Source organism: Nocardia altamirensis NBRC 108246, assembly GCF_001612685.1.
GTDB classification, from domain to species: domain Bacteria; phylum Actinomycetota; class Actinomycetes; order Mycobacteriales; family Mycobacteriaceae; genus Nocardia; species Nocardia altamirensis.
Map to the genome: position 1 here is coordinate 66593 of NZ_BDAY01000015.1, position 15393 is coordinate 81985.

The window sequence follows — 15393 nt, forward strand, 5'->3', positions numbered from 1 at the left end:
GTGCATCATCATGGTCACCCGGCCGGTCGCCGGATCGTGTCCGGCGTCCGCTCTGGCGTTGCGATACCGGGCGATGTTGGCGGCGGCCCGGTCCAGATCGCCCTGTAACAGACCGGACAGCACGTGGTAGCCCTTCGCGCCTGCCAGTGCCCACGTCTCGGGGGTACCGGCGGTGGTGATCCACACCGAGAGCTCAGGCTGAATCGGCCGCGGAAAGGTGGCCAGCGGCAACGGCTTCGCTCCCGCACCGAGCCGCATGTCGATCCGATCGCCGCGCCACAACGCGCGAATCGCGTCCAACCTGGTGAAGGTCTCGGAACGGCGGCGCTGGAAGTCCACGGTCGAGAGCGCGAAATCGTCGGGCGCCCAGCCGGATGCGGCGGCGATGTCGACCCGCCCACCGGACAGGTTGTCGACCATCGCCCACTCCTCGGCGACGCGAGCCGGATGGTGCAGTGGCACAACGACACTGCCCGCCCGGATGCGCACCCGACGGGTGGTCGCTGCGACGGCCGCCGCGAGGACCGACGGGTTCGGATACAGCCCGCCGAATTCGTGAAAGTGGCGCTCGGGCAGCCAGACGGCCTCGAAATCGTGGTCGTCGGCGAACTGTGCCGCCGCAAGCACCAGTCGATACGGGTGCTGCGGGCGGTGCGCGGCATTGTCGGAGAAGAAGAACAAGCTGAATGACAGGGGCCGGTGCACCGGCAGAGGTGGCGGTGGCGCGGGCGCTGGGGCAGGCGGCTCATCGACACGTTTACGCGCCAGCCCGGCCGCAAGCAACGCGCGTTGCCGCGGCGACAGTCCGGCCAGCCGTCCGGGCAGATCAGTAATCGCCTGCTCCTTCCCTGCGATCGAGCAGCAGCCGTACTTCGTCCGGCTCGCCGTCGAGCTCGAGCGAAAGTCCTTCCAGCGCACGGACACCCGTCTCCATTCGCCAGCGCACGTCCGCGCTGCGCCGGATGTTCGGCCAACCGCGCAGCATCGCTGCCAAGGTCAGTTCCACCTCGAGGTGCGCCAGGGGTGCGCCGAGACAGAAGTGCGCGCCCAAGCCGAAACTCATCTGCCTGCCCGGCCGATCGAGCCGGATCTCGTCCGGAGCCGTGAACTCGGCCGCATCTCGATTCGCCGACGCCAGCAACACCAGCACCGGCTGCCCCGGTTCGATCCGCACGCCACGAAACCGCACCGGGGAGTCGACGTGGCGGGTGATGAAGTGGAACGGCGGCTCGTACCTCAGCAACTCGTCGACGGCGGCGGGGATCAGGCCGGGTTCGGCGCGCAACCGAGCCAGCAGCTCCGGGTGCTCCAGCAGTAGGTTCACGGCCTTGGCCAGAAACTGTGCGGTCGGCTCGTTGTCGCCGAATCTGCGGAACGGCGGGCCGGTGACGAGCGCGGCAACGAGCGCGAGCACCTCGTCGCGGGTCAGGTCGCCGCCCGCGGCCAGCGACGCGATCACGCCGTGCCCGCCGGAATGCGCGAGATGATCGTCCAGCCACTGTCGCCACTGTTCGATGGCGTGCTGCGCGCGACGTGCAGTGTCGACTTTCGGTGTTCGCATGAACGTGACGACGTCCGTGATCCACGGCCGAAACGACTGCAGCCGTTGATAATCGATGCCGAGCAGCCGCGCCATCACGACCGCGGGCAGCGGCGCGAAATCGGCGACCACGTCGCAGCCGCCGAGCTGAGCGGCCTTGGCGACCAGATGGTCGGCCGCGTCCTGGATCACCTCGCTGAGCGCCAGCACGGTGCGGTTGGACAGCTTCCCGCTGAACGCCGCTCGGCGGTGGGTGTGTTCGGGCGGGTCCGACAATCCCAGCCAGGTACCGAAAAACCTATGCAGCGAATCGAATTCACCCGTCCCGGTGGGCAGCATCGCGAGGAACCCGGCGTTACCTCGCACCGAGAACGCCGGATCACGCAGGACCGCTGTGACATCGGCGTGCTTGGCGATCAGCCAGGCCCCCAGCGTCGCATCGTAGGTCGGCGAAGCCTCCGCACGCAGCGCGCGATAGTAATCGTAAGGATCGGCGACAATCTCCGGTCGGTCGAATGCCGCGACCTCGCCCGGCCCGTGTACAGGACAATGCTCGGGCATCGTCATTGCTCCGATCCGTGGTGATCGGGCGGCGCGATACCCGCGTCGCGGAGCACTTCCAAGGCCAGGTCGTCGGGCAGGTTGTCGAGCTCGGCCAGCATCTGCTTGACCACCGCCAGATCGTCGGGGTCCGACTGCGCCTCCGTGATCAGCATCGCCACCTCGGCGGGAACGGGAGCCTCGAAGAGCTGCCGCAACGACAACTCGACCTGGAACTCCGTGCGGACTCGTGCGGCGAGCCGGGTGATGAGCAGCGAATCGCCGCCCAGCTCGAAGAAGTTGTCGTACACGCCGATTCCGGCGATGCCGAGCAGGTGCTCCCACAGTCCGGTGACGCCGGATTCGAGTTCGGTGCGTGGCGCCACGTACGGCGTGGCCAGGTTCGGGCGGCGATGGGTCGCCCGCACCCGCGGCGACGGCGCACCTGCGCCGGTGGGTTCGACCCACCGGCGCAGCCGTTCGACCGGGTCGGCCGTCGAGACGATCAGTTCGCGAAACGCGCAGGCGGGGGTGGAAAGCACCCGCGCCAGGACGGCCTCGGTTTCCCGCGCCGTCATCGCCAGTTCCAGTCGGCTCGCCCCCGCGGCCGCCGGATCGACCTGTTCACCGCCCAGCTTCCAGGTTTCGAAGTTCACGCTCTGCCACGGCAATTCGCGGCATGACCGCGCGAACGCGTCGGCGAAGGCCCCTGCTGCGGCATAGGCCGTGTGGCCGAGTCCACCCAGCAGTGAGGCCAGCGACGAGGCGATGACCGCGAAACCGAGCCCGGGAGCCAGCTGCGTGAGCACCCGGTCGAGGTGCACCAGCCCGTGCACCTTGGTCGCGAAGTGCCGCTCGCATTCGGCAACGTCTGCCTCCTCGAGCGCCGCCAGCAACGGCGGCGGGCCCGCCGCGTGGATGACGCCATCGAGGCGATCGAAGTGAGCAATGGTGTCGCGCACCGCGTCTCGGGTTTGCCACGCGTCGGAAACATCCGCAGCCAGGACGAGTACCTCGACGCCGTCGGCCCGCAATTGCCCGAGCGCGCGCTCGGTGTCATCGGACGGCGCGGCGGTGTCGATCAGCGCGATCCGCGAACAACCGAGCCCGGCCAGCACGCGGGCCGCGAGCAGGCCGAAGCTGCCGAGCCCGCCGAAAATCGCGCTCACACTGTCGGGTTCGATCCGCGAGCCGGTGGACTCGGTCAGTGGCATCGGCTCGAAGGTGCGCACCCAACGGCGGCCTGCTCGCCAGGCCACGGCCGGCTCGGGGTGATCCCGCATCGCTTCCGCAGCCATGATTTTCGCCGTCCCTGCGGCGTCGACGGTGCCGATGTCGACGACACCGCACCGGACCCACGGGCGTTCCTGCGCGAATGTCGTGACCGCGCCCAGCACAGTGGCCCGCGCCGGGGTCACCGTGTCGTCGGCTTGGACATCGAACAAGCCCCGCGTCAGAACCCAGATCGGCACCGGGTCACCCGCGCCAGGCAGGCTCATGGCCTGTGCCAATGCGATCAGACTGCGCAGGCCGAAGTGTTGCGCGGCAGCGAAATCCGCGTCGGCACCGAGACCGAAGGCGTGCACCACACCGGTCGGCTCGACACCGTCGGCGCGTAGCGCGTCCAGCAGCGCCCGGTAGTCGTCGGCGGTGGACGGCTCGACGAGATAGTGCCTTGCTCCTTTACGCTCGAACGCCGCGCCAGCGAAGACCTGCACCGCGTCGTCGAATTCTGCTGCGAGGCAGGCATTTTCAGTGTCACCGAAGATCAACCATTGGCGGTCGGGACGCGCCCGCGGCACCACAGGACGCTGCGTCCAACCGGGCACGGCGAACCAGTCGGCCACCTCCGGCCTGCGCACCAGCTGTCTCGCCTGCGAAATCGGCTGCCGCTCAGGGGGATCGACCCAATATCTGGTCCGCGCGAACGGATAAGCGGGAAGCCGCACGCGCCCGCGCTCTTCCCCATACGGGGACCCGAGATCGAGATCGTGCCCGCGCACCCACAGCTTGCCTGCCGCGGCCAGCAGTGCCGCCGGGTTCGAGGCGGGTTCCGGGGTCGGCAGCGAACTCACCACCGCGGCGTTTTCCCGGTCGGCCAGGGCGGGTCGCACCAGGCCGGACAACGACTGTCCGGCACCGACTTCCAGCCACGAGGCGTCCGGATGGGCGTCTCGCAACACCGAGACGGCGGCCCCGAACTGCACGGTGGACACCAGCTGGCGGGCCCAGTAGGCCGGATCGCAGGCCTGCTCGGGGCGTAGCCACTGCCCGGTCACGGTGGAGACGATCGGTATGCGCGGTGGTTGCAACGGAGTTTCCCGAAGCAACCGTTCCAGCTCGTCGGCCGCAGGCGCCAGCGCGGGGGAATGAAACGCGTGCGAGGTCTCCAGTCGGGTGCAGAGCACCTGTCGTGCGGAAAGCTGCTGCTCCAGTGCGAGGATATCGGCGGGCGATCCGGAAAGCACTGTGTTGCATGGCCCGTTGACCGCCGCCACCGAAACACCGTCGCGCAGTAGTTCGCTCAGCTCCGATTCGGGCAGTCGCACCGAGAGCATGACGCCTGCGGCGAGGCCGTCGACGAGGCGGGCGCGTGCGGCCACCACCCGCAGAGCGTCCGCCAGGGAGAAGACCCCGGCGAGACACGCGGCCACATATTCGCCGAGGCTGTGGCCGATCATGGCCGTCGGGTGGGCGCCCCAGGATTGCCAGGTCACCGCGAGCGCGTAGTCGAGAACGAAGACAGCAGGCTGGGTGGTGCGCGTGCGCCGCAGCGCCGCCTGCGCCGCCGCCGGATCCGACGCGGAATACAGAGCCGCACCCAGATCCACATCGGTTGTGTCGCTCAAGATTTCACAGCATTGGTCGATCGTCTCGCGGAACGGCCGGACGCGGCGGTACAACTCCGAGGCGACGGCGACGCGCTGGGTGCCCTGGCCCGGAAACAGCCACACCAGATCCGGTGCGCCTGCCGCCGGTCGCGTGCCGCGCAGCAGGGTCGGCCGGTGCGGCTCATCGAGCGCGCGTATCGCCTCGTCCTTGTCGCCGACCACGACTGCGGCTCGGTGACCGAATGCCGCTCGCCCCCGGTGCAGCGTGAACGCGATATCGCCGAGTCCGGCAGCGTTGTCGGCGTTCGGCAGCCAGGCACGGAACCGATCGATCGCGGTGTCCAGCGATTCCGGTTCGCGAGCGGACCACACCAGCAGCTCGGGTGCTCCGGTGACCGGCGTCCGCACTCGCTCCGGACGTGGTGCTTCCTGCACGACCAGATGGGCGTTCGTGCCACCGACCCCGAACGAACTGACACCGGCCCGGCGCGGGTGCTCTGCCACCGGCCACGGCCGCAGTGTGGTGTTGACGAAGAACGGAGACGATTCGAAATCGATTGCTGGGTTCGGGCTTTCGAAGTGCAGGCTCGGCGGGATCTGCCCGGCCTGCAGCGCCAGCACCACCTTGATGAGCCCAGCCATCCCCGCGGCCGAGTCGAGGTGGCCGATGTTGGTCTTGACCGAGCCGATGGCGCAGTACCCCGAGTCCTCGGTACCCGCCCGGAAGGCTCGGGTGAGCGCAGCGATCTCGATGGGATCGCCGATCGGCGTTGCGGTGCCGTGTGTTTCGACATAGCCGATGGTGTGCGGCGCGACGCCGGCCTGAGCCATGGCCGCGGCGACGGCCTCGGCCTGACCTGCGATGCTCGGCGCCGCGTAGCCGACCTTTCGGTTGCCGTCGTTGTTGACCGCTCCGCCCCGGATGACGGCGTGCACGTGGTCGCGGTCGGCCAGCGCATCGGCCAGCCGCTTCAGCACAACGATGCCGAGACCGCCGCCGGTGACGGTGCCCTGCGCCCGCGCGTCGAAGGCGCGACAGTGTCCATCCGGCGAGACGATTCCCCCCTGCACCGACCGATAACCAACGCGCTGTGGGAATTTGACCGCGACCGCCCCGGCCAGCGCCATGTCGCAGCCGAAGTTGTTCAAGCTGTCGCAGGCGAACTGGACCGAGACCAGACCCGAGGAACAACTCGTCTGCACCGCAACGCTGGGACCACGCAGGCCGAGCTTGTACGACACCCGGGTCGGCAGGGTGTCCTTGTCGTTGAGCGTCATGATCTGGAAGTCGCCCATCGTGGCGACCAGTTCGCCGTCGGGCAGAATGTTCTTCAGCAGGTAGGTATTCATGCCGACACCCGCGAAAACGCCGATGGGGCCTGGGTACCGGGTCGGGTCGTAGCCTGCGTCCTCCAGCGACTCCCACGCGCACTCCAGAAACAATCGGTGCTGCGGGTCGAGCACCTCGGCTTCACGCGGACTGAACCCGAAGAAGCCGGCGTCGAACAGGTCCGCGTCGGCGAGCACGCCGCGGGCGCCGACATAGCCGGAACGATCGAGATCCTCGGCGGACACCCCCGCTTCGAGCAGCTCTTCGCGGTCGAAATGGGTGATCAGCTCGCGTCCCGCGTGCAGGGCGTCCCAGAACACGTCGAGGTCAGGGGCGCCAGGAAACCGTCCCGCCATGCCGACAATCGCGATATCGAAATCACTCATTGCTCACTCCTGTATGCGGCCCGGCGGCGCGCGAGCGCGCGGGCACGTTGCCGGGCCCGGGCCGGTACCCCGGCAATGCCGTCGTCTTCGGGTGCGGCGCCGGGTGACACCTGGGCAAGTCGGTGCGCGAGCGTGCGCACGGTAGGGAACTCGAACAGCTCGATCAGCTCGAACTGCCGGCCAAGCCGTTCCTGCAGTAGCGCGTGCACGCGTGACGCGTTGAGCGAATGCCCGCCGATATCGAAGAAGTTGTCGTCTAGTCCGATCGGCTCGACGCCGAGAACCTCCTGCCACACCATGGCCACCGTCCGCTGCTGTGCATCGCGCGGCGGTGCAGACGAAACGTCCGCGAACGCAGGGACCGGCGGCGGCAGCGCGGCGCGATCGACCTTGCCGGTCACACCGCGCGGCAGCGCGGGCAGCAGCATGAACGTCGCGGGCACCAAATGCCGCGGCAGTTCCGTGCGCGCCAACTCCCGGAACTCCGCGACATCCGGCGCCGGGAAATCGACCGCGAGATAGGCCACCAACGCGGTGTTCCTCGCGAATTCCCGTGCCACGACGACCGCCTCGCGCACCGCGGGATGCGCCAGGAGTACCGCCTCGATCTCCCCAGGCTCGATGCGATGACCGCGCAGCGTGATCTGGTCGTCGATCCTGCCGAGAAACTCCAGACCGCCCTCGGCATCCAGCCGCGCCAGATCGCCGGTTCGATACATCCGCCCGCCCGCCGCGCCGAACGGATCCGGCACGAACCGTTGCGCCGAGAGTCCAGGCATGTCGACGTATCCGCGGGCCACACCGGCACCGCCGACATAGATTTCGCCGATGTTGCCCGGACGCACCAGCTCCAGCCCAGGGCCGAGCACGTACACCGCGGCGCCAGGCACGGCTCGGCCGATTCGTGCCGAGTGGCCGGGGTCGGAGGTTTCCCTGGTTGTCGCGCACACGGTCGTTTCCGTCGGTCCGTAAGAATTCAGGAACCGGCGACCGCCTGCCCACCGTTGCACGACGGCCGCGCTGCACTGCTCACCTGCGGAGACGACGGTGCGCAGGTTCGGTAGTTCGTCGCCGGCGTACAGCGCAAGCACCGAGGGTGGCATGGCCACGGTGTCGACACCGTCGGCAAGCAGCCGCATGAGGTCGGGCCCTGGTAGCAACGAGCGCGGATCCGCCAGCCGCAGCGTGCCGCCGGCCGCAAGGACAGGGAAGATCTCCCACACCGAGCCGTCGAAGCTGGGTGAGGCGTATTGCAGCATCGTGGTGTCCGGAGTCAAACCGAGCATCACCGCCTGCCCGCTGATGAGGTTGACCACGCCACGGTGTTCGATCAGCACACCCTTCGGGCGGCCGGTCGAGCCGGACGTGAAAAGCAGATATGCGGCCGACGATCGTGTCGTCCGACGCTGCGGATTCCGGTCAAGCTCCGCAGGCCCTGGAACACAGAGCGATTCGATGTCGAGGGCGCCCGGACCGAGTTCGAGCGTTGTTCCGGCCGTGACGGTCATCGCGGTCCGCCGGTCTTCCGGATACGACGGATCGAGTGGCACATATGCCGCGCCTGCCTTCAGCACGCCGAGCATGGCCACGATCGTCCATAACGAGCGGTCCGCCCGAATGCCGATCCGCTGCTCCGGGGTTATGCCGCGGTCGCGCAGCCGATGTGCGAGCCGATTGGCCAGACGGTTGAGCTCGCGGTAGGACGTGTGTACGCCTCGGTGATCCACCGCGACCGCGTGCGGTGCGCGCAGCACCGCCGCCTCGAAGCAGTCCTGCACACACTCCGCCGGAGACGGGACCGCCGCCGTCGACGCGGCCGCGAGCACGCGGGTCCGTTCCGCGCCGGATGCGGCCGTAAACCACCCCACAGTGAGGTCGGCGCTGTGCCGCAACCGTTCCAGGATATCGACCAGCCGATCGCAAAGCGCGTCGACAGTGCTCCGCTCGAAGATGTCGGCATAGTCGATCAGCACGGCGAGGCGGCCGTCGTCTGCGGCCATAGCCAGTGTCAGATCCACCTGGGCCGCCGCACCGGTGAGTGCGATGTTCTCCAAAATCACGTCATCGCAAGTGATCTGGGCCCCCGGGGCGCCCAAGGCAAACAACGCAGCTCCGGCCGTTGCCGCCGGCGGGTCGCGGTACAGCACGCACATGGTGCGGAAGAAGGTGTCGCGCCCGCGGCCTGCCGGTGCGCTCGACCGCGCGACGAGTTCGGCGAACGGATAATCCTGATGGGCGAGCGCCTCGACGACCACGCCGTGCACGCTGCGAACGAGATCGGCGAAGACCGGATTACCGGACACCGTCAACCGCAGTGCGACCGGGTTGACGAAATAGCCGACCACGTCGGCAAATTGGGCCGAGGTCCGCCCGGCTGTCGGACATCCGACGACCAGCTCGGCGTCGCCGGTCCAGGCGCCGAGCACCGCCGCCCATGCTGCGGCGAGTACGGAATACGGTGTAGCGCAGAGGGATTCCGCGATCCCGGTGATCGTTGCGAACAAGGCGGGGTCGAGCTCGCGAACCACCCTGCCGCCGGCGCGCACGGCACCGCCGCCGGATCGGCAGCGGTCGGCGGGCAGCCGCATCGCCACCGGAGCCCCGGCCAACCGCGCCTGCCAAAACTGTGCCAGCCGTTGACCTTCCGGCCCGTTCAGCAGCTCCGCTTCTCGGCGCGCGTACTGTGCCATGTCTGCCTGCTGGACGGGCGCCGTGCCACCCGCGAACCCGATCCGCAGGCGGTCGATGACCAGCAGGAACGACCAGTAGTCCAAGGCCAGATGATGTGCCGAGACCGCGACTACCGGTGCAGCGGCGGTGCCACGGTCGAACAGCCGCCCCCGAAAGATCGGCCCGGTCGCCAGATCGAAGCCGCGATCGGCTTCGGCCTGACAGGCGTTGCGCACCCGGTCGTCGTCCCAACCGGACGCGTCGACCACGGAAAGCCACTCCCCCGGTTGATCGTCAACGACACGGACGGGCACGCCATCGACCTCGATGAACCGGGACCGCAGCGCCGGACAGGCCCGAACGACCCCGTCGAGGACGGCGTGGATCGCGGCCGGATCGACCGCTCCGCGTACCCGAAAAGCGCGGGACAGGTGATACGCCGTGCCCATCCGATCGAGCAACCACAGCGCGGTCTCGGCCGCCGACAGCGCGCCCGCCGGCAGTGTGGTCTCCGTGGCACCCGTCGCAGGCCTGGTGCGCGTCCGCATCTCCTCGACCACCGTGCCGACATCGCCGCGTAGCAGGGTCGCAATGTCGGGCGCGACACCGAAGGTGACCTCGCATTCGTGCCGGATCCTCAGTGCCGCAAGGGAATCGATGCCGAGCCGAGTCAGCGGCCGGTGCCAGTCGGTCGGCGAGATCGCCATGCCCGTTGCCCGTTGCACGGCTAGAGCCAACTGTCCCGACTCGACAGGAATGCGCTCGCGCGCGCCGGATGTCACCTCGGCATTTCCCGGAATGCTGCTGTCCGCCAACACATTCAGACTGCCGTCGAGCAGACTGCGCCGGGTATCCAGCCGTCGCAGCTTGCCGCTGGAGGTCTTGGGGATGGTTCGCGGCGGGACAAGCACCACCCGCTGCGGCCGCACCTCGGTTTCCGCGGTGATCCGGGCCCGAACAGCCGTGCTGATGTCGGCGAGTTCCGCCTCGGTGCGACCAGGATCCACCCGGATCTCCTGGACGACGACCAAATGTTCCACCTCGTCGGCCAGCACGGCGAATGCCACACCGCAGCCACGGCGGACCGCGGGATGAGCGCGATCCATTGCCGATTCGACGTCGTGCGGATACAGATTTCGCCCGCGGATCACCATGAGTTCTTTGTGGCGGCCGGTGACGACGAGTTGACCGTCCACCATCATGCCCAGATCACCGGTGCGCAGGAACGGGCCGCCCGCGTCGTCGTTCGCCAGGCGTGCGCCGAAGACGCGCGCGGTCTCCTCGGGCGCGCGCCAATAGCCAAGTGCGACACCGGGCCCCCGTAACCAAATTTCACCGACCGTGGCGGGCGGCCGCGGCAGCCTGCTGTCCGGATCGACGACGACCACCTCGTGCGACGGTGCCGCCGCGCCGCAGGCCACCAATCGCGTCGCATCGGGCAGCGGGATGATCTCCGGTTCCGCCGCCAAGTCCCCGCCGGTCGCCAGCAACGTCGCCTCGGCCAAGCCGTAGCACGGATAGAAGGCCGATAATCGAAAGCCGGAGACGGCGAACACTTCCGTGAATCTCGACACCGTGCTCGCCCGCACCGGCTCGGCGCCGTTGAATGCCACGGTCCAGCTCGTCAGATCCAGGCCGCCGAGATCATCAGGACCGATCTTGTCGATGCACAGCTCGTACGCGAAATTCGGCCCGCCGCTGATGGTTCCGCGATACCGGGAGATCGTCTCCAGCCACAGTCGCGGACGCTGCAGCACCGCAAGCGGAGACAGCAGCACCACCCGGAATCCACCGAACAGCGGCTGCAGAATGCCGCCGATCAGACCCATGTCGTGATAGGGCGGCAGCCAGATCACCCCGACGCTGTCGCGGGTGCAGCCGAACAGGTGGTGGATGCTCGCACAGTTGTGCAGCAAGTTCGCATGGGACACCATGACGCCCTTCGGCGTACCGGTCGACCCTGAGGTGTACTGCAGCAGCGCCACCGACTCAGGGCTCGCAATCACCTGTCGGCCATCGCTTTCCGATACCGGCATCGGCGAATCGACTGCGACGCAACGTGGACCGTCCGGCATGCCGGAGCAGATCTCCTCGATCCATGGCCGCAGATCCGTGGTCGTCAATGCGAGAGCGGCACCCGAATCCGCGACGATAGCCGTCAACCTCGGTACGGCTTCGGCGTCACGCGGTGGGTAGGCGGGCACTGCCACGACACCCGCGTACAGGCAGCCGAGCAAAGTGGCGACGAATTCCATCCCCGGCGCGAACAACAGCACGGCACGATCACCCGGCGCAGCGATCCGCAGCAGTGCGTGCGAGATCGTCGTTGCCCGCTCGATGAGTTCGCGGTAGGTCAGGTGTAGGTCGGCACCGCCGTCCGTGACGAAACTGACCGCGATCCGATCACCATCGGCGGCGACGCGAGCGTCGAGAAGTTCAGGAAACGTACGCGCACTCGACTCCGCGAACTGCCGCCCCACTGTGCTGATCCGTCGAGATACCAAGTGCCCCATCCGCGTAGCCACGTAGCGTCAAAGTCAGTCGCACCGCCCAGGATGGTCGGACAACACCGGGACGGCGCCAGTAGAGCAAGAAGCTACGGTGTCGAGCGGATGCTTCTCAGCGTTGGGAATGCGATGGTTCGCCACAACAAACCCAGCCCATGCCCGCCATCGCCGGCGATCAAGACACCAGCCGGCAAACGATGAAGCCTTGCCCGTCAGCAGGTTTCACGGGCGTCGGCGTGCTATCGGCGAGCAACAGCCGGATGAACTCGAAATCGCGGTGATACACGAGAGTGGATGACTCGACGCCGAAAATGGACGGACAGTCCAGCATGAAGGGAATCTCGGCAAGGGCGTACTCGACGCAGGTATCGATCCTTGGGTCCGTGGCATCCGCGCCGATGGCCCGCGCGGAAAGCTGCCTGATCGCGCGGCGCATGCACGGATCGACGTCGTATTGGTGAGTAACCAACGCGCGTAGTCGCTGGTACGGCGGATGGCCTGCCAACTGTGTCCAGCTGTGCAGTCGGTCATCCGGGTCGGCAACACCGGCTTCCAGCAGCGCCGATCGAGTTGGCGCCCGGAGCTTTCCGACGGCGATCGCGGCCCGGCGGAGCGCGCGTTCCCGCGTCCACCCGCGTGCGACCAGCGTGTCGGCGGCCTCGATTCCGGGCACCACGAAGTCCGACGATCCGAAGGTGGTCAACGCCCACCGGGTGAGCGATCTGATCAGACGCGGTTTGTAGTAGCTGTTGAACGGCGACATGACGACAGCACAGTGCGTCCCCCGCTCCAGAATGCGGCGACAGTTATCGGTGTACGGCTCAGCGGTGAACAGCATGACCGATTGTCGCCACCGAGTCGGGACGGCGAATTCTCCGCACTCCCAGCGGCGAGAACTGCCACCGCGGTGATCGCACCCGCTGTCGCGACGGTGGTGAAATACCGTAGTCAACTGTACGATCCCGCATGACACATCATGTTTGCTGGGAAACTGCTCGAGGCCACACCGCCTGATCGGCACTCGGCAGGTTCTACAGGAATTGAGCGTGGCACTGTGGGCACGTTGGCCGAAGCAGTCCGGTTGATCCGAGATCCGTTGGCGGCGTTGACCGAACTGCCTGCGCGAGGCGATGTGGTGCCGATCGGAATCGGCCGATGGCGGGCCTTCGTGGTCTGTGATCCGGAGCTGACCAGGCAGGTCCTCGTCGACGGTCAAACATATGACAAAGGCGGCGTGCTCGCCGAGCGAGCCAGGGAGGTGTCCGGAAACGGACTGGTCACCTGCCGTCACGCGGACCACCGCAGCCAGCGCCGGCAGCTCCAGCCTGCCTTCGGCCGAGACCAGGTGGCCGGTTACGCGGACGCGGTGGCGACCCAGGTCGGGGCAGTGACCCGACACTGGCAGCACGGTCGGATCATCGACGCGGTGGCGTCCATGTACGCACTCACCACGCGAGTTACCTGCGCATCAATGTTTGCGACCGAACTACCCGCCGATCGCCTCACCCAAATCGCTCACGACCTCGATGTCTTCATGTCCGGGGCATACCGGCGCATCCTCATCCCGCGGCCGCTGGACCGCCTGCCGACACCCGGCCGGCGTCGGCACACGAAAGCTGTTGCCCGCCTGCGGGATCTGGGTTCAGACATCACCGACGAGGCCGGCCGCGGCACTATCCTGTCCGTCTTGACAGCGGCTCGCGACGAGGACGGCCGGGCGATGACCCCGGCCGAAATCAGCGACCAGGTGGTCACCTTCTTCATCGCCGCCGTCGATACCACCGCAGTGACGCTGACATGGGCGCTGCATCTACTCGCGGAGCATCCCGATGTCGCCGAGCGGGTATGCCGCGAGGTCGACACGGCACTCGCCGATCGCCCCGCCACCTTCGCCGATCTGCCCGCGCTCGAGCTGACCGGCCGGGTCGTCGCGGAGACCCTGCGGCTGTATCCGCCGCTGTGGTTTCTCACCCGCGTGACCACGTCCGACACCGAACTCGGCGGGCACCGTATGCCAGCGGGCAGTACGGTCGTCTGCAGCCCCTACCTCATCCATCATCGCGACGACCGCCATGCGGATCCCGAGCGTTTCGACCCGGATCGGCACGGCGAACGGCTGCCCCGCGGCGCACTCGTCCCATTCGGCGCCGGCGCCCGCCGGTGTATCGGGGACAGCTTCGCCACCGCCGAGGTGACGCTCGCCCTGGCGACACTGACGACCCGCTGGCGCTTCGAATCGGTTGCCGGTGAACGAGTTCGGGCCGCGCCCAGATTCGTGCTCGCCCCGCGTACCCTGCACCTGCGCACCGTGGCGCGCTGACTCCCCACGTGTGGGGAGTCGGTGTTCAATGTCACGTCAATAGACTTCGACCCGGTGAGCGACCCCCACCTTTGCCGCCCCGGGGTCGGCAGGATGCGTCCGTCATCCCAGAGCTGGCCAGATCGTAGGAGGCCACCATGACAGCCGTCGAAAATGGCGCGCAGGTACTGGATATCGTGCGCGGCGACGCGGAATTGCTGGAAGCAGACCTGAGAGTCTTCCTGGCCGAACTCACGGTCACCGCCGCTCGACTGGTCGGCTCGGTCGCCGGACCTGGCGAGCTGGACACCGCAGTGCGCCGGGCATTTCACGACCCGGTGCTCGACGCGCTCGGCTCGAAGGTGGGACAGGAAGCGCTGCGCCAGGGCGGGGGTCCCGGCTTCCGCCCCTCGCTCGTCTACTGGGTCTTCCGTAACTATCGTGGCTTCACCAACACCGGCGAGGCGGCCACCGACCTGCCGACCATCCGCCGGGTGGCGGTCGCGGTCCGGATGCTGCTGAAGGCAGCGGTCGTCCTCGACGACATCGAGGACAGCAGCGCGGTGCGCTACGGCGAGCCTGCGCTGCACACCACCCACGGTGTGCCGCTCGCCCTCAACACCGGCGCCTGGATGGTGCTCGCCGCCCTGCGCCACGCCGAATCACCAGCCGTCGTGCAGTATCTCGTGCAGACCGTGGAGAACGGCTTCATCGGTCAGGCACTGGATATGTCCACCCGGCTCGCCGAGATTCGGCGCGACCTGCTCGCGGCGGACGAGCACGACCGCGTGACGTTCTGGGAATCGGTGGCCACGTTGAAAACCGCGACACTGTTCCGCATGCCTCTGCACGCGGCGGCAACTGCCCTGCGAGTGCCCGACGACGAGCTGACCGTGCTGGACGACGCGATGCAGCAATTGGGTTTGGCGAGCCAGATCTTCAACGACCTCACCGATTTCGTCCCAGAGTTCGGCGGAGCCAATACCCACGAGGACTTCGACGGGCTCACGAACCGCGTGTGCCTCGAACTACTCGGCTCAGGGCCGATAGCCGCCGACCTCGTCGGCGACCGATTGAAGATGTTCGCGCTCGGCCACCCTCGACTCGACGCGACGCTCGTCCGACTCGCCGGGCAAGCCGTCGAGCTCAAAGAACAAGCCAAGAACCGAATACACGAGCTGTGCCGAACGCCAGGCAGCGCAGCCTATTTCGATCTGACGATCGACCGCAAAGGCCACGTGATGGAAAAGCTGTACGACGCGGTGCGCGCCAAGCACGTCGGCTAGGACC

7 protein-coding genes (1 of these 7 running past the window's edge) are annotated in these 15393 nt (G+C 67.8%); 2 read left to right on the plus strand and 5 right to left on the minus strand.

The window, feature by feature from the left end; genetic code table 11:
- From NA11_RS10410 to NA11_RS10430, 5 genes are all read right to left on the minus strand, one after another.
- On the minus strand, positions 1-924 hold the 5' portion of the coding sequence (locus NA11_RS10410; RefSeq protein WP_084654485.1) for a MupA/Atu3671 family FMN-dependent luciferase-like monooxygenase. The gene continues 393 nt to the left of window position 1, outside the view; 924 of the gene's 1317 nt are visible here — the first part of the coding sequence; the start codon lies at positions 922-924; the stop codon falls past the left edge of the window.
- Entirely contained in the window at positions 827-2107 is a 1281-nt protein-coding gene (locus NA11_RS10415) for a cytochrome P450 (RefSeq protein ID WP_069161625.1), read from the minus strand. Before NA11_RS10415 ends, NA11_RS10410 begins: the two co-directional genes overlap by 98 nt.
- Positions 2104-6627, minus strand: a complete 4524-nt coding sequence (locus NA11_RS10420) for a type I polyketide synthase (protein ID WP_069161626.1) — start codon at positions 6625-6627, stop codon at positions 2104-2106. Before NA11_RS10420 ends, NA11_RS10415 begins: the two co-directional genes overlap by 4 nt.
- A complete protein-coding gene (locus NA11_RS10425) occupies positions 6624-11777 on the minus strand; it encodes a non-ribosomal peptide synthetase (protein ID WP_167837615.1) in 5154 nt (1717 codons plus the stop codon). The genes NA11_RS10420 and NA11_RS10425 overlap by 4 nt, the downstream gene beginning before the upstream one ends.
- Before the next feature lie 202 nt (positions 11778-11979).
- Positions 11980-12642: a tRNA-dependent cyclodipeptide synthase gene (locus NA11_RS10430; RefSeq protein WP_069161627.1), complete on the minus strand. Its 663-nt coding sequence runs from the start codon at positions 12640-12642 to the stop codon at positions 11980-11982.
- Between the two features lie 225 nt (positions 12643-12867).
- Between NA11_RS10430 and NA11_RS10435 the strand changes: the two genes are divergently transcribed.
- Together NA11_RS10435 and NA11_RS10440 are read left to right on the plus strand one after the other, a co-directional pair.
- Positions 12868-14124, plus strand: coding sequence for a cytochrome P450 (locus tag NA11_RS10435; RefSeq protein ID WP_218023286.1), 1257 nt, complete (start codon positions 12868-12870; stop codon positions 14122-14124).
- 137 nt (positions 14125-14261) lie between these two features.
- Complete coding sequence (locus NA11_RS10440) at positions 14262-15389, plus strand: polyprenyl synthetase family protein (protein ID WP_069161628.1); 1128 nt, start codon at positions 14262-14264, stop codon at positions 15387-15389.
- Positions 15390-15393 lie beyond the last annotated feature (4 nt).